At 71.4% G+C, this 15,706-nt stretch carries 11 protein-coding genes and 2 pseudogenes; 7 read left to right on the top strand and 6 right to left on the bottom strand.

Annotated elements, in window-relative coordinates:
- Window positions 1–102: 102 nt before the first annotated feature.
- The 5 genes from M0P34_RS05945 to M0P34_RS05965 all read right to left on the bottom strand — a co-directional run bounded on the left by M0P34_RS05945 (window position 103) and on the right by M0P34_RS05965 (window position 4,573).
- Window positions 103–1,509: an FAD-binding oxidoreductase gene (locus M0P34_RS05945; protein ID WP_291497390.1), complete on the bottom strand. Its 1,407-nt coding sequence runs from the start codon at window positions 1,507–1,509 to the stop codon at window positions 103–105.
- 42 nt (window positions 1,510–1,551) lie between these two features.
- Window positions 1,552–2,247 (bottom strand): amino acid ABC transporter permease, encoded by a 696-nt coding sequence (locus M0P34_RS05950; RefSeq protein WP_291497392.1) that lies wholly within the window; start codon window positions 2,245–2,247, stop codon window positions 1,552–1,554.
- Between the two features lie 2 nt (window positions 2,248–2,249).
- Window positions 2,250–3,035 (bottom strand): amino acid ABC transporter ATP-binding protein, encoded by a 786-nt coding sequence (locus tag M0P34_RS05955; protein WP_291497394.1) that lies wholly within the window; start codon window positions 3,033–3,035, stop codon window positions 2,250–2,252.
- Window positions 3,035–3,718 (bottom strand): amino acid ABC transporter permease, encoded by a 684-nt coding sequence (locus M0P34_RS05960; protein WP_291497396.1) that lies wholly within the window; start codon window positions 3,716–3,718, stop codon window positions 3,035–3,037. The genes M0P34_RS05955 and M0P34_RS05960 overlap by 1 nt, the downstream gene beginning before the upstream one ends.
- Before the next feature lie 102 nt (window positions 3,719–3,820).
- A complete protein-coding gene (locus M0P34_RS05965) occupies window positions 3,821–4,573 on the bottom strand; it encodes an ABC transporter substrate-binding protein (RefSeq protein ID WP_291497398.1) in 753 nt (250 codons plus the stop codon).
- 313 nt (window positions 4,574–4,886) lie between these two features.
- Between M0P34_RS05965 and M0P34_RS14855 the strand changes: the two genes are divergently transcribed.
- Complete coding sequence (locus tag M0P34_RS14855; RefSeq protein WP_366062119.1) at window positions 4,887–5,681, top strand: transporter substrate-binding domain-containing protein; 795 nt, start codon at window positions 4,887–4,889, stop codon at window positions 5,679–5,681.
- Window positions 5,682–5,777: 96 nt separating this feature from the next.
- Here M0P34_RS14855 and M0P34_RS05970 read toward each other — a convergent pair.
- Window positions 5,778–8,108 (bottom strand): annotated as a pseudogene (locus M0P34_RS05970) (EAL domain-containing protein); the annotation flags it as partial.
- Between the two features lie 771 nt (window positions 8,109–8,879).
- On the opposite strand from M0P34_RS05970, the gene M0P34_RS05975 reads away from it, so the two are divergent.
- The 6 genes and pseudogenes from M0P34_RS05975 (at window position 8,880) to M0P34_RS06000 (ending at window position 15,499) form a co-directional block, all read left to right on the top strand.
- Window positions 8,880–9,863: a MoxR family ATPase gene (locus M0P34_RS05975; protein WP_291497402.1), complete on the top strand. Its 984-nt coding sequence runs from the start codon at window positions 8,880–8,882 to the stop codon at window positions 9,861–9,863.
- Between the two features lie 56 nt (window positions 9,864–9,919).
- A pseudogene (locus M0P34_RS14860) lies at window positions 9,920–10,603 on the top strand (hypothetical protein); the annotation flags it as partial.
- 161 nt (window positions 10,604–10,764) lie between these two features.
- Window positions 10,765–11,211, top strand: coding sequence for a VWA-like domain-containing protein (locus tag M0P34_RS05985; RefSeq protein WP_366062121.1), 447 nt, complete (start codon window positions 10,765–10,767; stop codon window positions 11,209–11,211).
- Window positions 11,208–11,663 carry a hypothetical protein gene (locus tag M0P34_RS05990; protein ID WP_366062117.1) on the top strand — a complete coding sequence of 152 codons (456 nt, stop codon included), beginning with the start codon at window positions 11,208–11,210 and terminating at the stop codon, window positions 11,661–11,663. The genes M0P34_RS05985 and M0P34_RS05990 overlap by 4 nt, the downstream gene beginning before the upstream one ends.
- Window positions 11,664–12,000: 337 nt before the next feature.
- Window positions 12,001–13,035, top strand: coding sequence for a helix-turn-helix transcriptional regulator (locus M0P34_RS05995; protein WP_291497408.1), 1,035 nt, complete (start codon window positions 12,001–12,003; stop codon window positions 13,033–13,035).
- A gap of 148 nt (window positions 13,036–13,183) precedes the next feature.
- Complete coding sequence (locus M0P34_RS06000; protein ID WP_291497410.1) at window positions 13,184–15,499, top strand: methyl-accepting chemotaxis protein; 2,316 nt, start codon at window positions 13,184–13,186, stop codon at window positions 15,497–15,499.
- Window positions 15,500–15,706: the final 207 nt, after the last annotated feature.

The following is a 15,706-nucleotide window of genomic DNA, read 5'->3' on the forward strand; positions in this document are numbered from 1 at the left end:
CCCTTTTTTCCGCTGGGAAAAGGGGGGTTCCCCCTCCTCCCGCCGCCGCGCGCACCTCCCGCCGCCGCGCGCGTCGCCCGGCCGCGCCGTTTCCCCGTTTCGCTACGCGAACATCTTGCCGGGGTTGAGGATCAGCCCGGGGTCGAAGGTGTCCTTGAGGGCGCGTTGCAGGCGCATGGAGGCCGGGGACAGTTCCAGGGGCAGGAAGCGTTGCTTGGCCCTGCCGATGCCGTGTTCGCCGCTCATGGTGCCGCCCGTGGCGACCACCTGGCGCAGCAGTTCGGTGACGCAGGCTTCCAGGGCGTCGTCCGCGCCCGTGGGGGCGGTGATGTTGATATGGATATTGCCGTCGCCCGCGTGGCCGAAGGCGTAGATGGTCAGGCCGTGGCGCCGCTCCAGGGCGGGCAGGGTCTCGACGAAGGCGGCGATGCGCGCCAGGGGCAGGACCACGTCTTCGGAGACATAGACGGGGGCGGACTCGTGGATGCGCAGGGAGACCTGGCGGCGGACGTTCCACAGCTGCGCGCGGCTCTGCTCGTCGGGTGCGGGGATCTGGTGCAGGGCGCCCCGGGCGGCGCACACGGCGGCCACGCGCTCCATGTCCCGGGCGGCGGCGGCGGCCGAGCCGTCGGTTTCCAGCAGCAGCAGGGCCGCGCCCGGGGGCGGGGGCGGGTCCAGGGGCAGCATGTCGCCCACCAGGGCCAGGCAGCGGCCATCCAGGAACTCCACGGCGCTGGGCGTGACCCCGGCGGCCATGACGGCGGCCACGGCGCTCATGGCCTCGCCCAGGGAGGGGAACACGGCCACGCGGGCCAGGGTGGCCTCGGGCAGGGGCACCAGGCGCAGCCACAGGCGGGTGATGACGCCCAGGGTGCCTTCGGAGCCGACCAGGAGCTGGGCCAGGTCGTAGCCGACCACGCCCTTGCGGGTGGCGACCCCGGCGCGGACGATCTCCCCCGAGGGCAGCACGGCTTCCAGGCCCAGGACGTAGTTCCGCGTGACGCCGTATTTGACGCAGGCCGGGCCGCCCGCGTTGGTGGCGGCGGTGCCGCCCAGGGTGGCGGTGTCCAGGCTGGCGGGGTCGGGCGGGTAGAACAGGCCCCTGGCGGCGGCGGCGCGGCGCAGGTCGGCCACGATGACGCCGGGCTCGGCCACGGCCAGGAGGTTGGCGGGGTCGATGTCCAGGATGCGGTTCATGGCCGAGAGGTCGAGGACCACGCCGCCGTGTACGGCCAGGGCCCCGGCGGCCAGTCCGGTGCCCGCGCCGCGCGGGGTCACGGCGAAGCGCAGTTCGGCGGCCAGGCGCAGCAGGTCGGCCACATGGCGGGCCGAGGCGGCGCGGACCACGGCCTCGGGCCGGTGGACCTCGGCGGATGCATCGCGCGAGGCGGCGTCGAGGGTCTGGGTGTCGGTGCGCACGGCGTCGGGGCCCAGGGCGGCGCGGATGCGCTCCAGGGTTTCGGGGCCCAGGGCGGCGTAGGCTGGTTGTCCGGGGGCGGGAGGGGTCATGGCGCGGCCTCGTAAGGGGGGCTGGGGGCCGGGGCCGGGCGGTCAGTCGCGCGGGCGCTCGAAGCCGGGGATGCTCATGCGGTCTTCCAGCCAGCGCAGCAGCCACACGGCCAGGGTCACCAGCAGCAGGTAGTACACGGCCACGGTGGCGTAGGCCTCGATGGGCCGGAAGGTGGCCTTGGCGATGCTGCGCGCGGTGCCGGTCAGCTCGTTGACGGTGATGATGGACGCCAGGGAGGAGTACTTGATGAGGTAGACGACCTCGTTGCCGCAGCCGGGCAGGGCGCGGCGCACGGCCTGGGGCAGCACGACGTGCAGCACGGTCTGCATGGGGTTCATGCCCAGGGCGCGGGCGGCCTTGATCTGCCCGGAGCGGATGGAGAGCAGCCCGCCGCGGATGTATTCCGACTGATAGGCCGCGCTGCACAGGGCGAACCCGAGGATGGATGCCTGCATGGCGTCCAGGACGATGGCGAAGCCGCCGACGCGGATGTAGGGCAGGGCGAAATACCAGAAATAGAGCTGCACCACCAGGGGCGTGCCCCTGAACAGGGAGACGTAGGCGTCGGCCACGCGGCGCACGGGCTTCGGGCCGTAGACGCGGATGGCGCCGGTGATGACGCCGAGCAGCGCGCCGTAGAGGGCCGAGGGCACGATGAGCCGGGCGCTGACCAGGAGCGCCGCGTTCAGCCCGGGCATGACCCGCTCTGAGGCGAAGAGCCAGTATTCCTCAAGCATGGCTAGACGGGCTCTCCCGTAAGCTCGTTGATCTTGGCGCAAAAGGCCTTGGTGCGGGTGCAGGCCCCGGGGGCCAGCAGGGCGGCCGGGGAGTCGTGCTCGATGATGGCGCCCTGCTCCATGAACACGAACTCCGAGGCCAGCTGCGCGGAGAAGGTGATCTGGTGGGTGGCCATGATCATGGTCATGCCGGCGGTGGCCAGGTCCTTGACCACGGCCAGCACCTCGCCGATGAGCTCGGGGTCCAGGGCGCTGGTGGGCTCGTCCAGGAGCAGGACCTTGGGGTCCATAGCCAGGGCCCGGGCGATGGACACGCGCTGCTTCTGCCCGCCGGACAGCTGGGCCGGGTAGAGCCCGGCCTTGGCCGCCAGGCCCACGCGGTCCAGCTCGGCCATAGCGCGGTCGGTGGCGTCCTTGCGCGACATGCCGCGGACCCGGGTCAGGGCGATGCGCACGTTGCCCAGGGCGCTCAGGTGGTCGAAGAGGTTGAAGTCCTGAAAGATCATGCCCACCTGCTGGCGGTAGGCATACAGCTCGCGCTTCTTGTGGCCGAGGATCTCCACCCCGTCGAGCCAGATGCGCCCGGAGTCGGGGGGAATCAGGAAATTCATGCATTGCAGCAGGGTGGACTTCCCGCCGCCCGAGGGGCCGATGAGCACCTTGAGTTCGCCCTTGCGCAGGGTGAGGGTGGCGTCCTTGAGCACATGGTTGGTGCCGAAGCTCTTGTTGAGCTTCTCCACGCGCAGGATCTCCTGGTTCTGGCCCTTGGCCTGGCTTGCGACACTCATCACACGGAACCTTCCTGTGAATAGCCCTTGATGCGCACCCGGCGTTCCAGCCCGCGCAACAGGCGCAGCCCGATCCAGGTCAGGATGAAGAAAAGCACCCCGGCGAACAGGGCCATGGCCACCGGCTCGTGGGTTCGCCCGGCCACCGAGCGGGTGCGGGCCATGATCTCCTGGACGCTGATGACCATGACCAGGGCCGAATCCTTGAGCAGGATGGAGAACTCGTTGGACCAGCCGGGGATGGACAGGCGCAGGGCCTGGGGCAGCACGATGCAGGAGATGGCCTGCGTGTCGGTCATGCCCAGGGCGCGGGCGGCCTTGAGCTGCCCGGCGGGCAGGGACTGGATGGCCCCGCGGAATATCTGCGACTGGTAGGCCGCGCTGGTCAGGCCAAGGACGATGACCCCGGCGAGGAAGGCGCTGTCCAGCCCCAGGTGGGGCAGGATCCCGAAATAGAAGAGGAAGATCAGCACCAGGATGGGCACGCCGCGGAACAGCCAGACGTAGAGCACCACCAGCCGCCGGGCCAGGGTCCGGCCGTAGACCTGGATCACGGCCAGGGGCACGCCCAGCACGAAGCCCAGGGCCAGGGCCCCGACGATGAGGCCCACGGTGACCCAGACCCCGCCGAGCATGTAGGGCAGGGAGTCGATGATGGCGCGAAGGGCTTTTTCGAAATTCATGGTTCCGCCTTGGGGGGGGGTGCCGGACAATGCGAACCGCCCGGACGGGTTCGGGATACCCGAACCCGTCCGGGCGGTCAAATGGCTCCGGTCAGCCCGGGGCTAGTGGATGTCCCACTTGGCCTTGAGCTCTTCCCAGTAGGGGTCGGCCATGAGCAGCTTGAGGCCCTCGTTGAGGGTCTTCAGCAGCTCGGCGTCGTCCTTGCGCACGGCGTAGCAGTAGTTCTCGGGGGCGGCGTCGAAGGTTCCGCCGACCTTGTAGTCGGTGCCCTTCATGACTTCGTAGGCGATGGTGCTGTCCATGCCCGAGCCGACGATGCGGCCCAGGGGCAGGTCCTGCATGGACAGGTCGGTGGAGTCGTACTGCACCAGCTCGAACTTGTAGCCGTCCTTCTTGACCAGCTCCTCGAGCAGCGCGGCGGTGACGGTGCCGCGCTGGACGCCGACCTTCTCGCCGGAGGTGAGCAGCTCGTCCAGGCTGCGGGCCTCGTCGGCGCGCACGACCAGCACCTGGGTCACGGAGTAGTAGGGGATGGTGAAGTTGACGATCTTGGCGCGCTCGGCCGTGGCGCTCATGCCCGAGGCGATGAAGTCGATCTTGCCCGCGTTCAGGGCGGGGATGATGCCGTCCCAGTCGGTGGGCTGGTGGGTGACCTTGAAGCCCATCTTGGCGGCGATCCAGTCCACGGCCTCCACGTCGAAGCCGGCGGGCTTGCCGTCCTTGTCCACGAAGCCGAACGGCGGGAAGCCGAAGTCGATGCCGTTGACGAGCACCTTGTCGGAGGCGGCGGCGCCGCAGACCAGCATGAAGCTGACCAGCACGGCGGCGGCAAGCGTGACGAGTTTCCTACCCATGACCTCACTCCTTTGCATGACATGCAGATAAATGACGTGACCGCACCCGCCCGCGACGGGGACCGCCGGGGCGCCCAATCGATAATCCAGACGAAACCACCGGATAGCAGACCCCCGGGCCCCGGGCAAGAACAAAGCGCAAGGCGGAGCCCGGGTCCGCCGGAGCGGCGCGAGGCGGAGCCCGGGCCGGGGCCGTCAGCCGCGCGGGGCATCCTTGCGGACGCAATGCGGCGAAAGATCCGTTTTCGCCACTTTTCTTCCTGAAGTCGGCGTGTTAGGGCAGAGCGGTTGCACTCCAAGAGAAGGAACGCCCATGCCCATCCCGTCTCCGGTTCCGCTCCCGATCCGCGCGCTGGCCGCGGCCTGCGCCCTGGCCTGGGTGCTGGCCTGGGCGCTGGGCGCCGCGGGCGCCGCGCGGGCCCAGCAGGCCGACGGGCCCGCAGCGACGACCTACATCACCGAGCAGTACTACCCCTACAGCTACACCGCCGACGGCACGGTCCGCGGCCTGTCCGCCGACCTGCTGCGGCTGGTCTGGCGGCACATGGGCGTGGCCGAGCAGCCCATCCAGGTGCAGCCGTGGGCGCGGGCCTACGAGGCGGGGCGCACGCGGCCGGGCACGGTGGTCTTCGGCATGGCCCGCACGCCCGGGCGCGAACGCCTTTTCAAGTGGGCCTGCCCCATCGACACGGTGCGCTTCGCCCTCTTTGCCCGCGCGGCGGACAAGGCGCGCATCCTGGTTTCGGCCGACATGAAGACCCTGGTGGTGGGCACGGTGCGCGACGACGTGGCCGAGGCGGCCCTGCTGGAAACGGCACGGCCCGTGCGCATCGAGCCCGTGGCGGACATGGAGCTCAACCTGCGCAAGCTCGACGCGGGGCGCCTGGACCTGGTGGCCTATGAGGCCCGGAGCATGCCCCGCCTGCTGCGGAGCCTGGGCCGCGACCCCGCCGGATACGCCGAGGTCATACCCCTGAGCGAGACGGATACCTGCTACGCCTTCCACCGCGACACGGCCGACGAGGTGGTGGCGCGCTTCCAGCGGGCCCTGGACGCCGTGCGGGCCGGGCCGGAATACGCCCGGCTGCGGCGGCTCTACCTGGAGTGAATCACGACGCCTCGGGGGGGCGTCCGCCCCGGCCCAGCTCCGGGGCAGGCGGCAGGCGAACCCGGCGGCGGCCTCGGCGTCCAGGGGCCGGGAATAGTAATACCCCTGGAAATACTCGCAGTGCAGCTCCTCCAGGGCCTGCTGGTGGCGCCAGCGCTCCACGCCCTCGGCGATGACCTCCAGGCCCAGGGAGTGGGCCAGGTTGATGATGGCCCGCACGATCTCGCGGTTCTCCGCCGACTCGTCCATGCCGCGCACGAAGGACAGGTCGATCTTCAGCGAATCCAGGGGCAGGCGCTGCAGGTAGCTCATGGACGAATAGCCCGTGCCGAAGTCGTCCACGCTGATGCGCACCCCGCGCGCCCGCAGGGCCGAGAGCTTGTCGATGGCCATTTCGGCGCTTTGCATGATGGCCGTCTCGGTGATCTCCAGCTTCAGGCGGTCCGGCGGCAGCCCCGTTTCGGCGAGCACGTCCAGCACGCGGGAGACCAGATCGGCCTGGGCGAACTGGCGGCCCGACACGTTGACCGCCAGCAGCACGGCCTCGCCGCCGGGCACGGTCTGGCGCCACTGGACGAAGGCGCGGCAGGCCTCGCGCAGCACCCACATGCCCAGGGCCGCGATCTGCCCCGAGTCCTCGGCCACGGGGATGAACTCGTCCGGGGGCAGCAGGCCCCGCCCGGGGTGGCGCCAGCGCACCAGCGCCTCCAGGGCGTAGAGCCGGGCCTGGCCGTTCAGGCTGATGATCGGCTGGTATTCCAGGAACAATTCGCCCTCGCGCATGGCCCGTTCCATGTCGTTTTCCAGGGTCAGGCGCAGGGCGGCGCGGTCGAGCATCCCGGGGGTGAAGACCTTGAAACGGTCGCGGCCCGACTCCTTGGAGCGGTGCATGGCCACGTTGGCCCGCTGGATCAGGTCCTCGGGGCTCTGGCCGCCGCCGGGGCCCAGGGCGATGCCGATGCTGGCCGACACGCGCACCTCGTGGCCGTCGCAGGCAAAGGGCCTGCGCATGCTCTCGCGGATGCGCTTGACCACGCGCATGGCCTTTCGCGGCGACTCCAGCTCTTCGAGCAGCACGATGAACTCGTCGCCGCCAAAGCGCGACACGGTGTCCAGGTCGCGCACGCACTTGCGCAGGCGGCGGGCGACCTCCATGAGCAGCCGGTCGCCGAAACGATGGCCCAGGCAGTCGTTGATGACCTTGAAGCGGTCCAGGTCGACGAACAGCACGCCGAAAAGATACTGCTCCCGGCGCTTGCCGCGCTCCAGGGCGCGCCAGATACGGTCGGTGCACAGCACGCGGTTGGCCAGCCCGGTCAGCGGGTCGTGCAGGGCCTGGTGGCGCAGTTCGTCCTCCATCTTCTTGCGCATGGTGATGTCCACCAGGGAGCCCTCGACGTGGGTCACCTGGCCGCCCGCGTCGCGGATGAGCTGGGCAGACAGGCTGGCCCAGATGGGCGTGCCGTCGCGGCGGACCATCTGGACCTCCACGGCGGTGGCCTTGCCCTGGGCGCGCAGCTGGGAGAAGACGGCCTCGCGGTCCGCCGGGGAACGCCAGGGCAGACACGCGCGCGCGGGGGCCAGCAGCTCCTCGGGCGAGGCGTAGCCCAGGATGCGGGCCAGGGACGGGTTGGCGTTCAGGCAGGCGCCGTCCTCGGCGGTCTGGAAGATGCCCTCGATGGCGTTCTCGAAGATGGAGTGGTACTGCCGCTCGGCCCGGCGCAGCTCCCGGTTCACGCGGTGCAGCTCGGCCTCGCGCTGGGCCACGGCGGCGCTCATGGCGCTGAAGTGCCCCGCGATCTCCTCCAGCTCGGCATGCTCGGCCTCCAGGGTGCCGCGGTAGTCGCCCCGGGCCACCCGCCGCGCCTCCTGGCCCAGGCGCTCCAGGGGCTTGCGCAGGAACACGCGCAGCAATATCCCCGCCCCCAGCAGCACCACGCACATGGTCAGCAGCAGGCCCGCCAGCAGGCTCCAAAGCAGGGTTTCCAGCCCGCGTTCGTGAGCCTCCATTGAGTAGGATATCCCCACATGGCCGATGGTCACGCCGCCGTGGCGCACCTCGCGGGCGCGGGTCACCGTGGGGCCCCCGCGCCCCTTGTCCTGCTCGAAAAGCACCAGGCCCTGGCTGTCCACGATGCGCACGGCCTCCACTTCCCCGTTCTGGGCGAAGGCCTGGCCCACCAGCCGCACCCCGGTGGCGTCCAGGTTCCACACGGGCAGGGACAGCACCTCGGCGGCCTTGGCCGTGGCCTCGTCGGCCCGGGCCTCCAGGTCGCGCAGGGATTCGCCGCGCTGCCAATGATAGATGTAGAGCACAAGCAGCAGGATCGCCAGCAGCACCCCGGCGGCCAGGGACAGGGACAGGTCGCGCGAGATGGACCTGCGCAGGAAAAGGATGGAACTATTGCGGCGTGGGTGCGTGTGCATCGTGGCGCCAGCCTCCGGGGACGGAATGGACCGCTCCTGCGCCGGGGAGCGGCTGTAGAATGATTCTACCCTCCCCGGCGCGAAAAGACAACGATGCCGCACGACATGCTTCGGCCCCCTGCCCCGGGCCGGGATGCGACGCCGACGACGGCGCCCGCGGCTGGCCGCGCACGCGCCGGATGGCCTCTGCGGCCCGGAGGAACGGCGAAAACAGCCAGCACATATCGTTTTCCACTTGCCGATATGGCGCCGCCGGGCGTCCTGCTTGCCCACAGCCCGCTGCCGCGTCCGCGCCGCGCGCCTGCACCCTGCGTCCGCGTCCGCAGCCCATCGTGCCAGGTCCACCGCCCATCCCGGCGAAGACGCCCCTCCCGCAGGGCGCCACGCCAAGCGCCGACCGGCCGTACCGAAGTCGCCGCGCCCCTGCCGCCCGCAAGGAATCGTGGCCGCGCCCGTCTTCGCATCCACGCCCGCCCCCACACCTCCGTCAAGACCCCGGACCTTCGATTCAGGGGACGACCACCTTGTCGCCCAGCCGCGCCACACCCGCCGGGCATCGCGGCCAGCGCCACGCCCCGGGCCAGCGAAGGCGGAACCGCCCCCTTCCGCGCCAGCATCACGGTCGCCGCCCCGCCCGGGCCCCGCTGCACTTCGCGCCTGCGCGCCTCCGCCCTCCGGCCGGCCTTCCCCGGCGCCGCCTCCCGCGCCCCTTCATTGACTTTGAAACTCAATATCAATATGGTGCCCGAAATCTTCCGGAGGAACCCCGCCATGAAACCGTCCGCCATAGCCCTGGCCCTGCACACGCTGCTGGCCATCCGCCAGCCCGCCTTCCTGTGGGGGCCGCCCGGGGTGGGCAAGAGCCAGGTGGTGGCCCAGGTGGCCGCCGCCCTCGACATGGAGCTGGCCGACGTGCGCGCCGTGCTCCTGGATCCCGTGGACCTGCGCGGCATCCCGCGCTTCGACGACTCGGGGGCCACGGTCTGGTGCCCGCCCGCCTTCCTGCCGCGCCGGGGCAGGGGCATCCTGTTCCTGGACGAGCTGAACGCCGCCCCGCCCCTGGTGCAGGCCGCCTGCTACCAGCTCATCCTGGACCGCCGCCTGGGCGAATACCACCTGCCCGAGGGCTGGACCGTGCTGGCCGCCGGCAACCGCGAGTCCGACCGCGCCGTGACCCACCGCATGCCCTCGGCCCTGGCCAACCGCATGGTCCACCTGGACTTCGAACCCGACCTGGACGACTGGCTGGCCTGGGCCGAGGAGGACGGCATCGACCCGCGCATCCGGGCCTTCCTGCGCTTCCGCCCCAAGCTGCTGCACGCCTTCGACCCCCGGGCCGAAGACAAAGCCTTCCCCTCGCCGCGCTCCTGGGCCTTCGCCTCGCGCATCCTCAAGGCCGCCCCGGGAGCCGACGCCGCCCCCGGGCTGCTGCGCGGCGCCGTGGGCCCCGGGGCCGCCGCCGAGCTGCTCGGGTTCCTGGACATCTGCCAGCGCATGCCCGACCCCGACACCGTGCTGGCCGATCCGGGCGGCGTGCACCTGCCCGAGGACCCCGCCGTGATCTGCGCCCTGTGCGAGTCCGTGGCCCGCAAGGCCAGCGACGAGACCATGCCCGGCCTGGCCGTGCTGGCCGCGCGCCTGCCAGTGGAGTTCGGCGTGCTGCTCATGCGCGACGCCGCCGCCGTGCGGCCCTCGGTGGTGGAAACCGAGGCCTTCCGCGGCTGGGCCTGCGCCAACAGCGACGTGCTGGTCTGACGCCCGTGGACGCCCAGGCCCGACACAGGCTGACCAAGGCCCGCGCCGAGCTGGTCATGGACCATCCCTTCTTCGCCCACCTGGCCCTGCGCCTGGACCTGCGCGAGGACCCGGGCTGCGCCTCGGCGTGGTCCGACGGGCGCACCCTGGGCTACAACCCCGCCTATGTGCGCGCCCTGACCCCGGCCATGACCAAGGGCCTGCTCTGCCACGAGGTGCTGCACCTGGCCTGCGGCCACCACCTGCACCGGGGCCGGCGCGACCCCGGGCTGTGGAACATGGCCTGCGACTACGCCATAAACCCCGTGCTGCGGGAGGCCGGGCTGACCCTGCCCCCGGGCTTCCTGGACGACCCGGCCCACCACGGCCGGGGCGCCGACGCCATCTACGCCGCCCTGGCCGCGCGCCACGACGAGACCAGGGCCGCAGCCCTGGGCGGCAGGGCCCAGGCCGCCCAGGCCCCGGCGGAGCAGCCCGACGCGGGCTCGCCGGGCCAGGAGTCCCCCGCCGCCGGGCAGGGCGGGGGCGGCGGAACGGGCGACGACCCCCCCCGCCCCGGGCAGGACGGCCCGGGCGCGGCGGGCGGCTCCGCGGGCGGCCAGGACCCCGCCGACCCCGGCCAGGGCGGCGACCCGGGCATGAGCGGCGAGGTGCGCGACGCCCCGGCCCCGCCCCCCGGCGGGGCCGACAGCGCCCAGGCCCTGGAGCGCGAGCGCGAATCGTGGCGGACCTCCCTGGCCCAGGCCCTGCACAAGGCCCGCCAGTGCGGCGGGCTGCCCGGGGGGCTGGAGCGGCTGCTGGGCCGGGCCCGGGCCGGACCCTGGGCTGGCGCGAGCTGCTGCGCCGCTTTGTGGACCACGCGGCGCGCAACGATTTCTCCTGGGTGCGGCCCAACCGGCGCATGCTGCACGCCGGGCTCTACCTGCCCGGGCTGGACAGCCGCGAGCTGGACGGGCTGGCCGTGGCCGTGGACGTGTCGGGCAGCATCCTCCAGGCCGAGCTGGACGCCTTCGCCGCCGAGCTGGGCGCCGTGCTGGAGGAGTTCGACACCACCCTGACCCTGCTGACCTGCGACGCGGCCCTGACCCGCCAGGAGCGCCTGGGCCGCGCCGACCTGCCCCTGGAGTTCGCGGCGCGCGGCGGCGGCGGCACGGACTTCCGCCCGCCCTTCGCCCGCCTGCGCGACGACGGGGCCCGCCCCTGCTGCCTGATCTATTTCACCGACCTCGAATGCGCGCGCTTCCCCGAGGAGCCGGACTACCCCGTGCTGTGGGTCACGCCCAACGCGGGGCACACGCCGCCGCCCTTCGGCGAGGTGCTGCTCATGGAGCCCGACCAATGCACATGACCTGGAAGATAACCAAGAAACGCGGCAATTTCCGCCCCGTGCTGCACTACACCCTGACCCTCACGGAATACGAGCGCGACCTGGCCCTGCCCGCCGTGCGCATCCAAAGCCCCATCCCCAAGCCCCCCGACGCGGGCTGGGCCCATTGCTGGCCCGGCCAGAACGAGCGCGGCGACTGGCGGCCCTCGGAATTCCACCTGCTCATGACCCCCTCGCACAAGACCGGCGAGGCCAGCGACAGCCTCAGGCTGCCCTGGCGCGCGGACAACGCCTACCCCGAGGTGGAGCGGGCCTTCGCCATGCTGCGCGAGGCCTTCGAGGCCGCCCTGGCCCAGGCCGTGGACAGCGCGCCCCTGGACCTTGCGGGCAGCCTGGAGACCTCCGAGGCGGCCCGGCGGCACATGGCCCCGGCCCTGGCGGCCCAACGCCTGCTGCGCGCCGTGCGCCCCTGACCCCTGCGGGCGCCCGCCCGGCGCCCCCGCCCAACGCCCCGCCCGGCGCCCCCGCCCAACGCCCCGCCCGGCGCCACTCCCGGCGCCACCCCGTCCGCCACCCGGCCCCTGCGCCGGGTGGCGGATCGCTTTTCCAGCCCGCCCGGCGCATTCGCTTTTGAAGCGTACTTTTCGCCTCCCCGCGAGACACGAACACGCCTTTGCCCATATCATAGTTACAGCCTTGGCCTTCCCGTCGCGGCGGCCCTCGCCGGGCCCAACAGACATGCCCGCCTATATATAATGACGTTTTAAGGCCGCCCTGCGTACATATCCACTATGCGCCAATCCGAATAGCGTGATAAAATTGCCCCCCATGCACGACAGGCCGCTCTCTTCCTTCAACAAGATCGACACGGATAATGTCGACACGATACGCGAATCCATCGTGCGCTCGTACTGTGGAACAGAAATCGATATCGATCGCAAGGATGGTATACATGGTATCCACAACTGCATCGAACTCGGCTGCGTCGCCATCCACTATGGGGATCTGAATACTGGATTCTCGCTGTGCGGAGGGCCGTTTTGGCAGATGCCCATCCTGCATCTGCCCCTGGCGGGGCAACTGGTCGTCCAGAGCCGGGGAACGCGCCTGGTCTGCTCTCCGGGAACCCGCGGCGCCCTGCTCGGCTTTCCGCACCCCGTGTCCATCAGCCAGCACCTGGGCTACAGGGCCCTGCGCCTGCACATCCGCCGCCACGCCCTGGAGGACGCCCTGGCGCGCATGCTCGGCGTCCCGCCCCGCGGGCCGCTGCGCTTCCTGCCCGCCGTGGACCTCTGCGCCGCCGGCCCGCGCCATCTGCTCGCCATGCTCCTGCGCCTGGCCGACCTCTTCGACCACGACCCCGCCATGCTCCTGCAACCCTTCCTGACCGAGCGCTACGCCGACCTGCTGCTGGCCGCCGCCCTGACCTGCCTGCCCCACAACCACCTGCCCCTGCTGGACGCGGACCCGCCGCCCGGGGTGCCCAAGGTGGTGCGCCTGGCCGAGGAATACCTGGAGGCCAACGCCGACAAACCCGTGCGCATGGGCGACCTGGCCCGGGTGGTGGGCATGGGCACACGCTCCATCCAGCTGGCCTTCCAGCGCCACCGGGGCTACTCGCCCAGCCATTTCCTGCGCGAATGCCGCCTGGGGCGCGCGCGGCGGATGCTGGTCCAGGCCGCCCCGGGAACCACAGTCCTGGCCGTGGCCCTGGCCTGCGGCTTCGGCTCCCAAAGCCACTTCACCCTGTGCTACCGCAGGCGCTTCGGCGAAACGCCCTCCGAAACCCTGCGCGCGGGCGCGGGGGCGCCGCCCGCACTTTTCGTCCCCGCAAGCCTTTTTTAGGCGCACCCTTCGCAATACGCACGATTCTTGCGCATATGCGAAAGACACGCGCTCGCCCTCTGGGGCACTGTCCCATCATGCCGACCCCCGCTTCCATCCGGAAGAATCCACGGGGGCGGTCGCCGTACGCACTTGCCGGAGGAGCGCCATGTTCAAGAAAAACCTCGGGACCGTTCTCATCGCCTCGGTCACCCTGGCCGTGGTCCTGGCCGTGTCGGGGATCGTCGTCTACGTTTCGCAGTCCACCTACGGCCTGGCCCTGACCCAGCAGCGCCAGGCCATGGCCCAGACTTCCGCCACCGCCCTGTCCGCCCTGCACATGTACATGGGCAACGTCCAGGGCATGGCCATGACCCTGGCCGAACGCCGCGTGGTGCGCGAAGCCCTGGAAGGCGACGCGGGCACGCTGAGCGAAGACCTGCGCGCCTACCTGGCCGAGGCCGAGAACCTGTGGGGCGTGGTGGTCTTCGACCGCACGGGCGCCGTCGTGCTCGGGCTGTCGTCCGGCGGCGACAACCTGGCGGGCAAGGCCCTGGAAGAGCGGGCCTATGTGCAGGCCATCCTGGGCGGCGCGGACCTGTTCGTGCCCCGGCGGCTGCTCGAGGTCGAGGGCCGGGGCGGCAAGACCCTGGTCTTCCCCCTGGCCAAGGCCGTGCATGCCCAGGACGGGCGGCTCCTGGGCGGGGTCTGCCTGCTGCCCCGCTGGGAGGACTTCACCAAGGCATTCATCGACCCCCCGCGCTTTGGCGAGCGCGGCTACGGCTTCATGCTCGACGGCGAGGGCCGCCTCATCGCCCACGCCACGGACAAATCCCTGCTGCTCACCTCCCAGGCGGGCGAATCCTTCATCCAGCAGGCCCTGAAGACCCAAAACGGCGACATGTTCTACGACTGGAGAGGCGAGCGGAAGTACCTGGTGGTCGACACCGACCCCGCCACCGGCTGGACGGTCTGCATGAGCGCCTACGTCTCGGAACTGACCGCCACGGCGACCATGCAGCGCAACGTGCTGCTGGGCATCGGCGCGGCGGCCGTGCTGGTCCTGGTGACGGTGGTGGCCCTGCTCATCAGCCGCCTGCTGGCGCGCCCCCTGCACCGCATCGAAGCATTCACCGCCGCCGTGGCCCACGGCGATTTCCAGGCCGAGCTGGGCACGGGCTACCGCTTCGAGATGCGCAGCCTGGCCGAGAACATCCGGGTCATGGTCCTGGAGCTCAAGCAGAAGCTCGGCTTCGCCCAGGGCGTGCTGGACGGCTTCGTGCTGCCCTGCGCCGTGTTCGACATGGACAACAAGGCCACCTTCATCAACGAACACATGATGCGCGCCCTGGACAAGGACGGCGACCCCAAGGCCCTGCTGGGGCAGACCTCGGGGCGCATCGTCTACGGCGACGACGCCCGCGACACCATCTCCCTGCGCGCCCTGCGCGAGAAGAGGGCCCTGGAGCAGGAGACGCCCTACACCACGGCCAGGGGCGCCCGGAAGATCTTCGACGTGACCAGCACGCCCATCAACGACCTGGACGGCAACCTGCTCGGCACGCTGGCCGTCTGGGTCGAGCTGACGGAAATCCGCGAGCAGCAGGCGCGCATCCAGGCCCAGAACAAGAAGATCGCCGAGGCCGCCGCCGCGGCCAACACCGTCTCCGACCAGGTGGCCTCCGCCGCCGAGGAACTGTCGGCCCAGATCGAACAGTCCAGCCGGGGCTCGGAACAGCAGCGCAACCGCACCGGCGAGGCCGCCACGGCCATGGAGGAGATGAACGCCACGGTCATGGAGGTGGCCCAGAGCGCCTCCACCGCCGCCGAGCTCGCCGACCAGGCCAACGCCAAGGCCCGCGAGGGCGAAACCCTGGTGGACGAGGTGGTGACAACCATCACCCAGGTCAACGCCCTGGCCGAGGGACTCAAGACCGATATGACCGAGCTGGGCCGCCAGGCCGAGGGCATCGGGCAGATCATGAACGTCATCGCCGACATCGCCGACCAGACCAACCTCCTGGCGCTGAACGCGGCCATCGAGGCCGCCCGGGCGGGCGACGCGGGCCGGGGCTTCGCCGTGGTCGCCGACGAGGTGCGCAAGCTGGCCGAAAAGACCATGAACGCCACCAACGAGGTCGGGGCCTACATCCGCGCCGTGCAGGAAAGCGCACGCAAGAACATCCGCGGCACCGAGGCCACCACCGAGGCCATCACCGCGAGCACCGAGACGGCGGGCCGCTCGGGCGCGGCCCTGCGCGAGATCGTCGGCATGGTCGAACAGACCGCAGACCAGGTGCGCGGCATCGCCACCGCCAGCGAGGAGCAGTCCGCCGCCAGCGACGAGATCAGCCGCACCACGGAAGAGATCAACAACATCGCCAGCGAGACCGCCGAGGCCATGAACCAGTCGGCCCAGGCCGTCTCCGACCTTGCGCGTCTGGCCCAGGAGCTCAAAGGCATCATCAACGCGATGCAGGACTGAGCCTGGCGCCTTGTCCGGGCCCGGCGGGGGGAGAACCGGGAGCTTCCCCCGCCGGCCCGGCTTTGCGGCCCTGCGGCGCCGCGCCCCCCCGCGGGGCGCCCCCCCTGGCGGCCCCGCCCCCCGGCCCCCCCCCCCCCCCGCCCCCCCCCCCCCCCCCCCCCCCCCCCCCCCCCCCCCCCCCCCCCCCCCCCCCCCCCCCCCCCCCCC

Origin of the sequence: Desulfocurvus sp., from assembly GCF_023230885.1 — a bacterium.
Lineage (GTDB): Bacteria > Desulfobacterota > Desulfovibrionia > Desulfovibrionales > Desulfovibrionaceae > Desulfocurvus.